This window comes from Bordetella sp. 2513F2, from assembly GCF_054642735.1.
Genome location: NZ_CM137755.1, coordinates 1549402 through 1562505, shown reverse-complemented (window position 1 = coordinate 1562505; position 13104 = coordinate 1549402). Strand labels below are relative to the sequence as shown.

Below are 13104 nucleotides of genomic sequence, written 5' to 3'. Positions count from 1 at the left end.
TTCAGCGGTCTCTGAGCACGATGAAATCGGCCAGCTGGGCCAGGCGCCCGCCGGCCTCGCCCAGCGGCTCCAGGGCCAGGTGCGCCGCTTCGCCCAGCTCGCGAGCCAGCGATTGCGCGCCGTCCAGCCCCAGCAGCGATACGTAGGTGGGCTTGTTGTCGGCCGCGTCCTTGCCGGCCGTCTTGCCCAGGCTGGCCGTGTCGGCCGTGACGTCGAGGATGTCGTCGACCACCTGGAAGGCCAGGCCCACGGCCTGCGCGTAGTTGTCCAGCGCCTGCCGGACGGTGGAGCTGGCGCCGGCCACGATGCCGCCCAGCGTGACGCTGCACGCCAGCATCGCGCCGGTCTTCATGCTGTGCATGCGCTGCAGCGCGTCGCGTTCCAGGCTGCGCCCCACGCTGTAGAGGTCGATGGCCTGGCCGCCGGCCATGCCGCGGCTGCCTGCGGCACGGGCCAGGACCCGGCTGGCCTGCAGCCCCAGCGCCGGGGCGATGGGCATCTCGGCCAGCAATTCGAAGGCCAGCGGCTGCAGCGCGTCGCCGGCCAGCATCGCGGTGGCTTCGTCGAAGCGCACGTGGGTGGTGGGCCGCCCGCGGCGCAGCGTGTCATCGTCCATGCAGGGCAGGTCGTCGTGCACCAGGGAATAGGCGTGCACGATCTCGACGGCAGCAGCCGCGCGGTCGAGCGAGGCCTCGAGCGCCGGCAGGCTGCCGCTGGCCGGGCACGCCTGCCCGGCCGCATAGACCAGCGCCGCGCGCACCCGCTTGCCGCCGCCCAGGACGGCATAGCGCATGGCCTCGTGCAGCCGCTCCGGCGCCTCGTCGGCGGCAGGCAGCAACTCGTCGAGCACCCGCTCGACATGGGCGGCGCGGTCTTGCAGCCAGTCCGCGAAGGCGAGGTGATTCTGTTTCATCCCTGCGATGGGTCGTTGTCCAGCGCCGCGGGATCGAGCGGGCGCAGCAGTTCGCCCTCGAGCACGCGGACCTGCTGTTCGGCCTGGGCCAGGCGCTCCTGGCAGATCCGGGTCAGTTCCACGCCGCGGCGATACGCCGCCAGCGACTGCTCGAGCGGCAGGGAGCCGTTCTCCATGGTGGCCACGACCGCCTCGAGTTCGGCCAGCGCCGTCTCGAAGTCTTGGGGCAGCGGGCGGTCGTCGGTTTGTGGATCGGCTTGCTTTGTCGAGGCCAAGCGGGTCTCCGGGACAAAAAGAAGAGAGGGGAATCAATCCCGGGATTGTACGAGATCGGTACGCCGGACCGGCGCTCAGGCCGGCCTGCCCGAGAGCTGCGCCGCGACGCGGCCCAGCGCGGCGGCAACCGGGCCGCGCAGCGTGGCTTCCGGAAGGAGCGCCGCAGGACCGCCGCAACTCAGCACGAAGCGTCCTTCTCCTGTGAGCGAGGTGAAGGGAACCGCCGCGGCGTGGATGCCGGACTTCCACTCGCCGAGCGCGTAGCAGCACCCCTGCTCGCGCAACTCGGCCTCGGCGCGCGCGATGGCCTCGTCGCCGGGTGCTCGTGTTCCGAGGCGCTCCACCAGGGCCTGGCGCTCGGCGGCCGGCAGGCCGGCCAGATAGGCGCGGCCCATCGCCGTGCCGAAGCCGGCCCGATAGCCCACGGGCAGGCGCAGGTACAGCGCGGACGAGCCGTGGATGGCCTCCACATAGACCATGGCATCGCCGTCGTAGGCCCCCAGGGCGACTGCCGCGCCTGTCTCCTGCGCCAGCGCCGTCATCGCGCCCCGGGCCAGTTCACGGATCTCCAGACCTGCCAGCAGGCCGTAGCCGAGCGCCAGCACGCCGAATCCGGGCGAGTACTTGCCGGTGTCCTCGTGGTAGCGCAGATAGCCCAGCTGCGTGAGCGTGTAGGTGATCCGGCTGATGGTGGCCTTGGGCAGGCCGGTGATGCGGGCCAGCTCGAGGTTACCCAGCGTGCGCGTGCCCGGCTGGAAGCAGCGCAGCACATCGAGCCCGCGCGCCAGGGCCCCGATCATCCCCTGGGGAACCTGGCCGCCTGCGCGCTTGCGCCTCGCGGGGCCGCTGGCCGAAGGGGTTTGCGGGCCGGCAGGAATGTCGGAAAGAGGCGGCATGGGTGAAATCTGAAACGGGGCTTGCATAAACGCCCCGGGATTTTTATAGTTTGTTTCGAATGGCAAAATTAAATTCCGTATGCTGGAATTTAATCACGACCCGGGCCGCATGAAAAGCGGCCGGGCCGCCAGTCCGTGCAAACTCCAAGGGAAATTCCATGCTACGCACCGGTATCAAGCTTGCTGCCTCACTCCTGCTCTCGGCCTGCGCGGTGTCCGCCGTCGCCGCCGACGCCTATCCCACCCGCCCGATCACCGTGGTCTCGCCCTTCCCCGCCGGCGGCGCCACCGACGTGCTCACGCGCCTGCTCACCGAGCAGATGACCAAGGAACTGGGCCAGCCCATGATCGTCGAGAACAAGGCCGGCGCCGGCACTTCCATCGGCGCGGCCTACGTATCGCGCGAGCGGCCCGACGGCTACACCATCCTGATGGCCACCAACTCCACGCTGGTGACCAACCGCTTCCTGTACAAGCAGTTGCCGTACGACCCGGACGGCTTCGCCCCGGTCGGCATGGTGGGCATCGGGCCGCTGGTCCTGCTGTCCAGCCCCAAGCAGCCCTTCAAGAGCACGCAGGACGTCGTGGCCTACGCCAAGCAGAATCCCGGCAAACTGACGTTCGCCAGCTTCGGGCCGGGCACCTCTTCGCACCTGGCCGGTGAACTGTTCAAGGAGCAGGCCGGCATCGACCTGCTGCACGTGCCCTTCAAGGGCGCCACCACCGCCCTGCCGGCCGTGATCAGCGGCGACGTCGACCTGTTCTTCGACATGGTCGCCACCGGCATGCCGCAGGCCGACGCCGGCAAGGTGAACGTTTTCGCCATCACCAGCCAGGAGCGCCTGTCCACCCTGCCCAAGCTGCCCACCCTGGCCGAAGAAGGCTATCCCAGGTTCGACATGACCGCGTGGTTCAGCTTCGTTGCGCCCAAGGGCACGCCCGACGCGGTGCTCGAGCGCCTGCGCAGCGCGCTTACCGCCACGCTGAAGAACGAGGCCGTGCGCAAGAAGATGCTCGACATGGGCATCGAGCCGCGGTCGGGCAGCGCCGAGGAACTGGTCCAGAAGATCAAGAACGAGCAGCCCCTGGTGGGCCAGCTGATCAAGCAGGCCAACGTGGCAGTGCAGTAATCCGCATACGCCGGCCGCCGCCGGCACCCTCCCGCAAAGGCGGGCCGTCGACGAGGCGGCCCGCCTTTTTTGCAACAAATCCTGCAAGCCCATCGGCCCGGGAGACCAGCGCCCGGCGTGCCCGCGGGCCGCCGCCCAGGCCCTAACGGCTTGAAACAGCGACGCCAGGCCATGGACTGCTAAGGTGCATAGACCCGTGCACGGCGCCCAGCCCGCACCGGCACGTCCCAGCCCCCTACTGGATGCCCATGCCACAAGACGACCGCCACGCCCGACTCGATGCAGCCCGCTGGCTGGCCGCGCTGGCCGTGGTGCTGCTGCACAGCGCGGCGCAACCGGTTTCCGATGCCGCCTATGGCAGCGGCGCGTGGATCGCGGCAAATTTCTACGACTCCGCCGTGCGCTGGTGCGTGCCGGTGTTCGTGATGATCAGCGGCGCACTGCTGCTGGCCCCCGACCGGGACCCTGACGTACAGCGCTTCTATACACGGCGCGTGGCACGCATCTGCGTCCCGCTGCTGTTCTGGACCTTGTTCTATCTCGGCTGGCGCGCCATGCAGGAATGGTGGGACCTCGGCCGGGCGGACCTGTCGTACTGGCCGCGCAAGATCGCCGAGGGCGCGCCCTACTATCATCTCTGGTACCTGTACATGATCGTGGGCCTGTACCTGCTGGCCCCGCTGGTGCGCATCCTCTATCTGCGCAGCAGCGCGACCGGACGCAAGGCCTGGGTGGCCGGCATACTGGGCGCCGGGGTGCTCGACGTGCTGTACCGCCAGGCGCTGGGCGGCCACCAGGGCTTCTTCCTCACCTGGTGCCTGCCCTACCTGGGCTACTTCGTCGCCGGGCGCATGATCTTCGACGGCGAATGGCGCCTGCCGCGACCCGGATGGCTGGCAGGCATCGCGGTGGCCGCCACTGCCGCAGGCGTGCATGCATTGTCGGACGACGGCGCACCGAATTTCTATTTCTACGACTACTTCAGCCTGACGGTGCCTCTGATGTCGCTGGCGGTGTTCCAGTGGATCGTCGATTCGCCGCGCCTGCCTGCGCTTTCCTGGCTGGCGCCGCTGACCTTCGGCATCTACCTGGTCCATCCCGTGTTCCTGGACCTGGCGCGGCACAGCGGCCTGGACCGGGCCGACGGCCTGGCCGAAGCGTGGCGCCTGCCCGCGCTGGCGACCGCGATATTCGGACTGTCGGCCCTCACGAGCTGGCTGCTGCGGCGCCATCGCCTCACACGCAGACTCGTATGACGCGTCATCTTTCCCCCGGGGCAGTCCGGGGCGGGTTGGGGTACAATTCCCTGTTTGGGATCGGCCAGTTCCGATTTTTCTTCGCGCCAGAACCGGCACGGGTGTCAGGTAGTCAGATCGTGTATGGATCTTGTATGGGCTCCCGGCCCAAGACCACCCGGCAGCATCGTTGCACCGATCTGGCTTTTTGATCCGAGCGGAGGGAATCATGACCGACATTGGTCGGATGGCACACGTCGTGCCAGCTCGCACCCAGCTTCCCGTCAGCGCCTATTTTGACGAAGCCCGCTTTGCGCGCGAGCAAGAACTCATTTTCAAGCAGTCCTCGCTGTATGTCGGCCATGAAAAGCTCGTGCCCGAAAACGGCGATTGGCGTACCCTGATCCAGGAGAACGGAGGGCGCGCGCTGGTACGCAACCAGCACGGCGTAGACCTCATCTCAAATGTCTGCCGCCATCGCCAGGCCCTGATGCTGGGCGGCGAGGCGGGAAACGTGGGCGGCAACGCCAATACGCACGGCAACCTCGGCGGTACCGGGGGCAACATCGTCTGCCCGCTGCATCGCTGGACCTACAACGCCCGCGGCGAGCTGCTGGGCGCGCCGCAGTTCGAGTCCACGCCCTGCATGAACCTGCAGCGATTTCCCCTGCGCAATTGCCACGGGCTGCTGTTCGAGGGCCCGCGCGACCCGGCCGCCGACCTGGCGGCCCTGTTCCAGCGTCCCGAGTTCGATTTCAGCGACTACGTCCTCGACCACGTCGAAGTGCACCAGTGCAACTACAACTGGAAGACCTTCATCGAGGTCTATCTCGAGGACTACCACGTCGGGCCCTTCCATCCCGGCCTGGGCCGCTTCGTGACGTGCGACGACCTCACCTGGGAATTCGGCGACTGGTACAGCCTGCAGCGCGTGGGCGTGCACCAGGCGCTGGCCAATCCCGGCTCCGACGTCTACCGCCAGTGGCATGACCGCCTGCTGGCATACCGCGCCGGCCAGGCGCCGGATTTCGGCGCCGTGTGGGTTACTTATTTTCCTACCCACATGATCGAGCTCTATCCGCACGTGCTGGTCCTGTCCACGCTCTATCCCAAGGGCCCGCAGGAAACCCTGAACGTGGTCGAGTTCTACTATCCCGAGGAAATCGTCGCATTCGAGCGCGAATTCGTCGAGGCGCAGCGCGCGGCCTACATGGAAACCGCCATCGAAGACGACGAGATCGCCGAGCGCATGGATGCCGGGCGTCGTGCCCTGATGGAGCGCGGCGTGTCCGAGGCCGGGCCTTACCAGTCGCCCATGGAAGACGGCATGCAGCACTTCCACGAATGGTACCGCCGGGTCATGCAGGAACCCTGAACCGGCAGCGCGGCGCGCATGCCCACGACGCCAGGCTGCGGCCTGGCGTTTTTCTTTCGGGCGCGCCTGCCGCGCCACCGTCATCAAATCATCAAACTATTCTGGTCAATTGGCGGATCCACCCGCACCGTTGCCCGTGAGGCACGCCCGGCGCGGCGCACCGTCCGCCGCCCCGACGCCGCAAGCCCGGGAACTCCCGCTGCGCCGTATCCTCATACACTGATACCTGTCTGCCCGCACGAACGCCAGCCGATGCAACGACTCGCGCGCCTCACCGACACGGCGGCCGGGTTCAACTGGTCCATTGGAGATCCGCCATGGCCTTGACCCTGAACGACATCGAACGCGTGTTCCTGGAGCATGGTCATCTCGCCTACGACGGCGAAGAGGTGAGCCATCTGGAACATGCCCTGCAAACCGCCACCCTGGCCGAACGTGCCGGCGCGGGCGCGCCGCTGGTCACCGCCTGCCTGCTGCACGACCTGGGCCGGCTGCTGGCCGAGCACTCGGGAACCCGCCCCCTCCCGGCCATGGACGACAAGCACGAATACTTCATCCTGCCGTTCCTGCGCGGGCTTTTCGGCAACGACGTGCTGGAGCCCATACGGCTGCACGTCCAGGCCAAGCGCTACCTCTGTTTCGTGGAGTCCGGATACATGCGGGTGCTGTCGCCCAACGCCCGGCAGAGGCTCACGCTGCAGGGCGGCAGCTTCGACGCCGACCAGGCGATGGAATTCGCCACGCTTCCCGGAGCGCCCGACGCGATACGGCTGCGCCGCTGGGACGACCAGGCCAGGCAGCCCGGCATGCAGACCGAGCCCCTGGACCATTTCCTGGAAGTGGCGCGCAGCGCCATGCGGCCGGCGCCGCGGGCCCGCCGCGGCCCCGCCCGCGCAGGTGCGGCGGCCGCCACCCGGGCGTCCTGAGTCAGGACGGGGGCTTGCAGCGTCGACGGCCCCGGCTAGCCCTTGGCCACCGGCCGCGACGGGTCGGCCACCCACTCGCTCCAGGAGCCGGGATACAGGCGCGAGCCATGCAGGCCGGCGATTTCCATGGCCAGCAGGTTGTGGCAGGCCGTGATGCCCGAGCCGCACTGGTGCACGACGTCCCCGGGGGTGCGGTCGTTCAGCAGCGCCGCGAATTCTTCGCGCAACCGGGCCGGCGTCTTGAAGCGGCCGTCGGCCTCGAGATTTTCGCCGTTGGGCCGGTTCAGCGCCCCTGGGATGTGTCCGGCCACGGGATCCATGGGCTCGACTTCGCCGCGATAGCGGTTGGCGGCACGGGCGTCGAGCACGACGAAATCCGGCCGGTCCAGATTGGCGAGCACGGCCGGGGCATCGACCTGGCCGACCAGCGATTCTCCAGGGCTGACGCCGGCCAGGGGCTGGACGGACGTGGCCGGGCCGGCCTGCACCGGCAGGCCGGCGGCATTCCAGGCCTGCCAGCCGCCATCGAGCACCGCGACCTGCCCGTGGCCGATCCAGCGCAGCATCCACCACAAGTGGGCGGCATACATGCCGCCGCTGGCGTCGTAGGCCACCACCAGGGTGCCGGGCTCCACGCCATGGGCAGCCATGAGGCCGGCAAACACGCTGCGGTCGGGCAAGGGATGGCGGCCGTTGGCCCCGGTGCGGGGCGCCGCCAGCTCGCGCTCATGGTCGAGATAGCGGGCGCCCGGCAGATGTCCCGCAGCATAGGCCCGGCGCCCGGCCTCGTGGTCCGTGAGATCGTGGCGCACGTCGAAGATCCGCAGCACGTCGGAACCGGACTGCGCGGCCTCGATGCGCGCCGCCAGGTCCGTGGCCGATATCAGGGTCATCGTCATTGTCTTGCTCCTGGTGGCGTCAGGCGGCCGGCTCGCGCATCGTGCGCCACACCGAAAGCAGCCCGGCGAAGATGATCAGGCCCATGCCGGCCCAGGCCAGGGCGTCGAGGTGATCGCCCCAGAACCCCAGGCCGATGAGGGCCGCGAAAATGATGGTGGTGTACTGCAGGGCTGCCGTCAACAGGGCCGAGCCCTGCCCGAAGGCCCGCGTCATGGCGAGCTGCCCGAACAACCCGGCGACGCCCACGCCGAACAGGGCGCAATAGCCCATGAGGTCGGCCTGCCCCCAGCCCTGCCAGACCAGGCCCACGAAACTCGTCAGGCACACCGAAAGGGAAAAGAACAGCACGGTGCGCCACTCGGGCTCGCCGACACGGCCGAGCTGGCGGATCTGCAGCATGGCCACGGCCGAGGTGGCGCCGGCCGTCAGGCCCAGCGCGGCGGCCAGCCACTGGTCGGGATTGATGCTGGGGCGCAGCACGGCGATCACGCCCAGGAAACCCAGGGCCACGGCCACGATGCGTACAGGATCGCGCTGCGAGCCGCCCCAGCCCAGCATCCAGCAGGCAATGAACAGCGGCGCGGTGTAGTTGAGGCTGGTGGCCGTGGCCAGCGGCAGGTGGGATATGGCGAAGAAGCCCAGCCACATGGAGGCGGCGCCGGCAACGTTGCGCCAAACGTGCAGGCGCCAGCTGGTGGGCACGATGGACTGCCGGGCCGCGCGTGCCCAGACCAGCAGCAGCACCACCGAAGGCAGGCCGCGGAACAGCACCACCTGGGCCAGCGACGCCCCATGCTCGGCGGCCAGTTTCACGAACGATCCCATGATGGCGAACATGGCGGACGCCAGCAACATCCAGAGAGCCTGCATGGGGGAAACCGACCGGGGAGGAATGTGGGGATGAGGGAAAGCGATACTATACTCCCCCCCGATAGCCTGCTCCGGCCCCTTCGCGGAACCCTGGCGCGGCACGATGGTCCAACTCCGGGGTTACGTCCTGCTCGCAGAGGAATACAACAAGCATGAAACGCATCTTCCTGTTCGTCGTCACCAACCTCGCCGTGGTCGTCGTATTGTCGGCCACGCTGCGCATTCTGGGGGTCGACCGCTATCTCACCGCCCAGGGGCTCAACCTGTCGGCCTTGCTGGTGTTCTCGGCCGTGGTGGGATTCGCCGGCGCGATCATCTCGCTGCTCATGAGCAAGCCGATGGCCAAATGGAGCACCGGCGCGCGCGTCATCGACCCCAACGCCCCCAGCAACCAGACCGAGGTCTGGCTGCTCGACACGGTGCACCAGCTGGCCGACCGCGCCGGCATCGGCCGGCCGGAAGTTGCGATCTACGACGGCGCACCCAATGCGTTCGCCACCGGCGCCTTCAAGAACGATTCGCTGGTGGCCGTTTCCACCGGGCTACTGGAAAGCATGACCGAAGAGGAAGTGGCGGCGGTGCTGGGACACGAAGTCGCCCACATCGCCAACGGCGACATGGTCACCCTGACGCTCATCCAGGGCGTGGTGAACACCTTCGTGGTGTTCCTCGCCCGCGTGGTCGGCTACTTCATCGACCGCGCCATATTCAAGAACGAGCGCGGGGTGGGGATGGGCTACTACATCACGGTGCTGGTGTGCGAGATCATCTTCGGCGTGCTGGCCTCGATCATCGTGGCCTGGTTCTCGCGCCAGCGCGAATACCGCGCCGACGCCGGCTCTGCCCAGTTGATGGGTTCGCGCGAGCCCATGATGCGGGCCCTGGCCCGCCTGGGGGGCATCGAGCCGGGAGACCTGCCCAAGTCGTTCCAGGCCTCGGGCATCGCCGGCAAGGGCGCCGTTGCGGCGCTGTTCTCCTCGCATCCTCCCATCCAGGCCCGCATCGCCGCCCTGCAGCACGCGCGCGTGGCCTGAGGCGCCGAAGAGCAGCCGCGCCGGCGCGGCCACGGCCCGGCCTGCTGCCGCGCGGGCCGTGGCCGGCCCGCGCACCCGGGCATCAGTCCAGCATGAGCACGGTGGCGCCGGTGGTCTTGCGGCCTTCCAGCGCAGTGTGCGCCTCGCCGGCCTGCTCCAGCGGATAGCGCTGGTCGATGCGCACCTTGATCTTCTTCTTCAGCACCAGGCCGAACAGCTCGTCGGATGCCGCCTTGAGCTTCTCCGGCGTGTTGACGTGCACGGCCAGCGACGGACGGGTGAGGTAGAGGCAGCCTTTCTGGTTCAGGATGCCCACGTTCACGCCGGTGACCGGACCCGACGCATTACCGAAGCTGACCATCAGGCCGCGCGGCTCGATGCAGTCGAGCGAGGTCTCCCAGGTATCCTTGCCCACGCCGTCGTACACCACCGGCACCTTCTTCCCGCCGGTGAGCTCCAGCACGCGCTCGACCACGTTCTCGCGCGAATAGTCGATGGTGGCCCACGCGCCGTTGGCGCGCGCCAGCTCGGCCTTCTCGGGGCTGGAGACCGTGCCGATCAGCTTGACGCCCAGGGCCTTGGCCCACTGGCATGCGATCAGGCCCACGCCGCCCGCCGCGGCATGGAACAGGATGGTCTCGCCGCCCTGCAGCCGGTAGGTCTGGCGGAACAGATACTGCACGGTGAGGCCCTTGAGCATCAGGGCGGCGGCCTCGTCGAAGCCTATGCCCTTGGGCAGCTTGACCACCTGGGCGGCCGGCACGTTGCGCGCCTGGGCGTAGGCGCCGATGGGGCTCTGGCCATAGGCCACCCGGTCGCCCGCCTTGAGGTGCCGCACCTCGCTGCCCACCGCCTCGACCACGCCTGCACCCTCGAAACCCAGCCCGTGCGGCAGGGGATGGGGATACAGGCCGGTGCGGTAATAGATGTCGATGAAGTTCAGGCCGGCCGCGTGCTGCCGGATCGTGACCTCGTTGGGCGCCGGCGGAGGCACCTCGACGTCGACGAGCTTCAGGACCTCCGGCCCTCCATGCGTTTCGAGACGGACTGCCTTGACGGTATTGCTGGCCATGCGGGCCTCCTATGCAATTGCAATGTAACGATGAACGCATCAGGCGGCGCGCTTGCGGCCGCCCGTCAGAACGAATACTCCGCCCAGCACCAGCGCGGTGCCGGCCAGTTGCCACCCGGTGATGGGTTCGCCGAGGAACGCGGCCGCCATGAACAGCACCGACACCGGCCCCAGCATGCCCAGCAGGGATGCCGTGGGCGCGCCGATCAGCGCCACGGCCCACATCAGCATGAAGACGGGCACCACGGTGTTGAATACGGCATGGATCACGGAATAACCGTAGACCCCGGCAGGCTGCACCAGTTGTTCGGGAGAATGGACCACGAAGAACTGGATGACGGAAGCGATGCACGACACCAGCATGGCATAGGCCACCAGCCGCGTGGCGCCCACCCGCTTGACCAGTTCGCCGGAGCAGATGAGGTAAATAGCATAGCTGAGGGCCGAGGCGAAGACGAAGAATGACCCTTTGAGCACCTCGCCGCCCCCGCCACCCTGCCCCAGGTCGTGGGCAAACACCAGCACCACGCCGAGATACGACAGCGCCATGGCGCCCCACTGCCGGCCGGTGATCTTGCGCCGGAACCAGGCCGCCGAGAGCAGCACCACCAGGGAAGGCGAGAGGAACAGGATCAGCCGCTCCAGGCCGGCCGAGATGTATTGCAGCCCGATGAAATCCAGGAAGCTCGACAGGTAGTAGCCCAGCAGCCCCAGCACGCAGACCTGGATGCGCTCGCGCACCGTGAGCACAGGAAGCTCGCCGCGCGCGGCGCGACGCGACTGCCACCAGGCGATGGCGGCGAAAAAGGGCATGGAGAACAGCATGCGGAATGCGATCAGCGTGACCGCGTCGATGCCGTAGCGGTAGGTGAATTTGACGACGATGGCCTTGCCCGCGAAGAGCACCGCGCCCAGCCCCGCGAACACGAACCCTGCCCAGGCTTGAGAGAAAAGGGAGGCGGGCAAGGTGCGGGCTGCGGAATTCATGCGATGATTTTAGTTTGCGCGCGCACTTTCGTGCACGCATTTCCGCAGCCCACGCATGACCCGCCAACGCGCCCTCGCTCATATCCATATTGCTGCCGTGCTCTTCGGACTGACGGGCGTCTTCGGTGAACTCATACAGGCCAGCGCCGCCGTGATCACGCTCGGCAGGGCCGTTTTCGCGGTCGCGGCGCTGGGGTTCTTCGCGCGCATGCAGCGCCGGCCCCTGCTGGGCGTCCTCACGCCGGCCCAGCTGTTCGTGCTGGTGATTGCCGGCGCGCTGCTGGCCGGCCACTGGGTCACCTTCTTCATCTCGGTGAAGGTGGGGGGCATCGCCATCGCCACGCTGGGGTTCGCCAGCTTCCCGGCCTTCATCACCCTGCTCGAGGCCCTGGTGTTTCGCGAGCGCGTGCGCGCGATCGAATGGTTGCTGCTCGGGCTGGTAAGCGCCGGCCTGGTGCTCGTGACGCCTTCCTTCGACCTGGCCGACCAGGGCACGCTGGGGCTGATGTGGGGCCTGCTCTCGGGCCTGTCGTTCGCCCTGCTCGCCCTGACCAACCGCCGCGCCGCCACGGGCATGGACCCTATCCAGGTGGCCTGCTGGCAGAACGTGGTGGTGGCGCTGGTGCTGCTGCCGACGGCTGCCGCACAGCTCGGCGGGATCGCCGCCACGGACTGGCTGTGGCTGGCCCTGCTTGGCGTGTTCTGCACGGGGCTGTCGCATTACCTGTTCGTATCCAGCCTCGCGCGCCTCAATGCGCGCACGGCCGGCCTGGTGATTGCGCTCGAGCCGGTATATGCCATCGGCTTCGCATGGATCCTGTTCGCTCAGCAGCCCACCCTGCGCATGCTGGCGGGCGCGGCGCTGATATTCTGCGCCATCGTGGCTTCCGGCCTGCGCAAGCCGGGCAATTGAGCGCATCGGGCCGCGGCGGCTGTCATCGAAATTACACATTGACAGTATCTGCCTAGGCAGTAAAATCGGCGCCATCATGAACACCCTCCGCTCCAGGTCCGACGGCACGCAGCACTATCGCAGCGACACGCCGAAGATCACCGACGACAATGCCGGCTTCCTCATCAAGCTGGTCTACCTCTCGCTGAACCGGGCGCTCGACCAGGAAATGGCCCAGCTCGAGCTCACCGCCATCCAGTGGCGGCCCATCGCCATGCTGTACCAGGGCCGTGCCGAGACATCGGCGGAGCTGGCGCGCCTGAACGGGGTGGACACGGGCGCCATGACACGCACGCTCGACCGGCTGGAGGCCAAGGGCCTGGTGCAGCGCACCCGCAGCCTGGAAGACCGGCGGGTCGTCAGGATCATGCTCACGGACAGCGGGCGCGAGAAGGCCAGGCACATCCCCTCCTATATCGCAAAAGTGCTCAACCAGCACCTGCGCGGCTTCTCCGCCGACGAAGTGGCGCAGCTCAAGCATCTGCTGCAACGCATGCTGGCCAACGGATCGCTTCCCTGCGGTCCGGGCCGGACATGA

14 protein-coding genes are annotated in these 13104 nt (G+C 68.0%); 7 read left to right on the top strand and 7 right to left on the bottom strand.

The annotated features are described in order from the left end of the window. Position 1: 1 nt before the first annotated feature. From ACYBYQ_RS07400 to ACYBYQ_RS07390, 3 genes are all read right to left on the bottom strand, one after another. The gene (locus ACYBYQ_RS07400; protein WP_459618109.1) at positions 2 to 913 is read right to left on the bottom strand and encodes a polyprenyl synthetase family protein; all 912 of its coding nucleotides are present in this window, start codon (positions 911 to 913) and stop codon (positions 2 to 4) included. Continuing rightward, positions 910 to 1188 (bottom strand): exodeoxyribonuclease VII small subunit, encoded by a 279-nt coding sequence (locus ACYBYQ_RS07395; protein WP_459618108.1) that lies wholly within the window; start codon positions 1186 to 1188, stop codon positions 910 to 912. Before ACYBYQ_RS07395 ends, ACYBYQ_RS07400 begins: the two co-directional genes overlap by 4 nt. A 75-nt stretch (positions 1189 to 1263) precedes the next feature. Continuing rightward, entirely contained in the window at positions 1264 to 2085 is an 822-nt protein-coding gene (locus ACYBYQ_RS07390; RefSeq protein WP_459618107.1) for an IclR family transcriptional regulator, read from the bottom strand. Positions 2086 to 2243: 158 nt separating this feature from the next. Between ACYBYQ_RS07390 and ACYBYQ_RS07385 the strand changes: the two genes are divergently transcribed. From ACYBYQ_RS07385 to ACYBYQ_RS07370, 4 genes are all read left to right on the top strand, one after another. Further along, positions 2244 to 3215, top strand: coding sequence for a Bug family tripartite tricarboxylate transporter substrate binding protein (locus ACYBYQ_RS07385; protein ID WP_459618106.1), 972 nt, complete (start codon positions 2244 to 2246; stop codon positions 3213 to 3215). Positions 3216 to 3457: 242 nt separating this feature from the next. Continuing rightward, complete coding sequence (locus ACYBYQ_RS07380; RefSeq protein ID WP_459618105.1) at positions 3458 to 4471, top strand: acyltransferase; 1014 nt, start codon at positions 3458 to 3460, stop codon at positions 4469 to 4471. Positions 4472 to 4679: 208 nt separating this feature from the next. Further along, on the top strand, positions 4680 to 5825 hold the full coding sequence (locus tag ACYBYQ_RS07375) for an aromatic ring-hydroxylating oxygenase subunit alpha (protein WP_459618104.1): 1146 nt from the start codon (positions 4680 to 4682) through the stop codon (positions 5823 to 5825). Positions 5826 to 6142: 317 nt separating this feature from the next. Beyond that, positions 6143 to 6751, top strand: coding sequence for a phosphonate degradation HD-domain oxygenase (locus ACYBYQ_RS07370; protein WP_459618103.1), 609 nt, complete (start codon positions 6143 to 6145; stop codon positions 6749 to 6751). A gap of 35 nt (positions 6752 to 6786) precedes the next feature. On the opposite strand, the gene ACYBYQ_RS07365 is transcribed toward ACYBYQ_RS07370, so the two are convergent. Then, entirely contained in the window at positions 6787 to 7650 is an 864-nt protein-coding gene (locus ACYBYQ_RS07365; RefSeq protein WP_459618102.1) for a sulfurtransferase, read from the bottom strand. 19 nt (positions 7651 to 7669) lie between these two features. Next, positions 7670 to 8521: a DMT family transporter gene (locus ACYBYQ_RS07360; protein WP_459618101.1), complete on the bottom strand. Its 852-nt coding sequence runs from the start codon at positions 8519 to 8521 to the stop codon at positions 7670 to 7672. Between the two features lie 152 nt (positions 8522 to 8673). Here ACYBYQ_RS07360 and htpX point away from each other — a divergent pair, with 152 nt between their 5' ends. Further along, complete coding sequence (gene htpX, locus ACYBYQ_RS07355; protein WP_459618100.1) at positions 8674 to 9555, top strand: protease HtpX; 882 nt, start codon at positions 8674 to 8676, stop codon at positions 9553 to 9555. An 82-nt stretch (positions 9556 to 9637) separates the two neighbouring features. Here htpX and ACYBYQ_RS07350 read toward each other — a convergent pair whose 3' ends face one another. Together ACYBYQ_RS07350 and ACYBYQ_RS07345 are read right to left on the bottom strand one after the other, a co-directional pair. Beyond that, positions 9638 to 10627 (bottom strand): quinone oxidoreductase family protein, encoded by a 990-nt coding sequence (locus ACYBYQ_RS07350; RefSeq protein WP_459618099.1) that lies wholly within the window; start codon positions 10625 to 10627, stop codon positions 9638 to 9640. Positions 10628 to 10666: 39 nt separating this feature from the next. Next, positions 10667 to 11614, bottom strand: coding sequence for a DMT family transporter (locus ACYBYQ_RS07345; RefSeq protein ID WP_459618098.1), 948 nt, complete (start codon positions 11612 to 11614; stop codon positions 10667 to 10669). Positions 11615 to 11669: 55 nt separating this feature from the next. Here ACYBYQ_RS07345 and ACYBYQ_RS07340 point away from each other — a divergent pair, with 55 nt between their 5' ends. Together ACYBYQ_RS07340 and ACYBYQ_RS07335 are read left to right on the top strand one after the other, a co-directional pair. Then, complete coding sequence (locus tag ACYBYQ_RS07340; RefSeq protein ID WP_459618097.1) at positions 11670 to 12527, top strand: DMT family transporter; 858 nt, start codon at positions 11670 to 11672, stop codon at positions 12525 to 12527. A gap of 76 nt (positions 12528 to 12603) precedes the next feature. Next, positions 12604 to 13104: a MarR family winged helix-turn-helix transcriptional regulator gene (locus ACYBYQ_RS07335; protein ID WP_459618096.1), complete on the top strand. Its 501-nt coding sequence runs from the start codon at positions 12604 to 12606 to the stop codon at positions 13102 to 13104.

Excerpts from the sequence above, each read along its gene's own strand:
- ACYBYQ_RS07400 (WP_459618109.1), bottom strand. The coding sequence starts at position 913 with ATGAAACAGAATCACCTCGCCTTCGCGGACTGGCTGCAAGACCGCGCC.
- ACYBYQ_RS07390 (WP_459618107.1), bottom strand. The coding sequence starts at position 2,085 with ATGCCGCCTCTTTCCGACATTCCTGCCGGCCCGCAAACCCCTTCGGCC.
- ACYBYQ_RS07385 (WP_459618106.1), top strand. The coding sequence starts at position 2,244 with ATGCTACGCACCGGTATCAAGCTTGCTGCCTCACTCCTGCTCTCGGCC.
- ACYBYQ_RS07380 (WP_459618105.1), top strand. The coding sequence starts at position 3,458 with ATGCCCATGCCACAAGACGACCGCCACGCCCGACTCGATGCAGCCCGC.
- ACYBYQ_RS07375 (WP_459618104.1), top strand. The coding sequence starts at position 4,680 with ATGACCGACATTGGTCGGATGGCACACGTCGTGCCAGCTCGCACCCAG.
- ACYBYQ_RS07370 (WP_459618103.1), top strand. The coding sequence starts at position 6,143 with ATGGCCTTGACCCTGAACGACATCGAACGCGTGTTCCTGGAGCATGGT.
- ACYBYQ_RS07365 (WP_459618102.1), bottom strand. The coding sequence starts at position 7,650 with ATGACGATGACCCTGATATCGGCCACGGACCTGGCGGCGCGCATCGAG.
- ACYBYQ_RS07360 (WP_459618101.1), bottom strand. The coding sequence starts at position 8,521 with ATGCAGGCTCTCTGGATGTTGCTGGCGTCCGCCATGTTCGCCATCATG.
- htpX (WP_459618100.1), top strand. The coding sequence starts at position 8,674 with ATGAAACGCATCTTCCTGTTCGTCGTCACCAACCTCGCCGTGGTCGTC.
- ACYBYQ_RS07350 (WP_459618099.1), bottom strand. The coding sequence starts at position 10,627 with ATGGCCAGCAATACCGTCAAGGCAGTCCGTCTCGAAACGCATGGAGGG.
- ACYBYQ_RS07345 (WP_459618098.1), bottom strand. The coding sequence starts at position 11,614 with ATGAATTCCGCAGCCCGCACCTTGCCCGCCTCCCTTTTCTCTCAAGCC.
- ACYBYQ_RS07340 (WP_459618097.1), top strand. The coding sequence starts at position 11,670 with ATGACCCGCCAACGCGCCCTCGCTCATATCCATATTGCTGCCGTGCTC.
- ACYBYQ_RS07335 (WP_459618096.1), top strand. The coding sequence starts at position 12,604 with ATGAACACCCTCCGCTCCAGGTCCGACGGCACGCAGCACTATCGCAGC.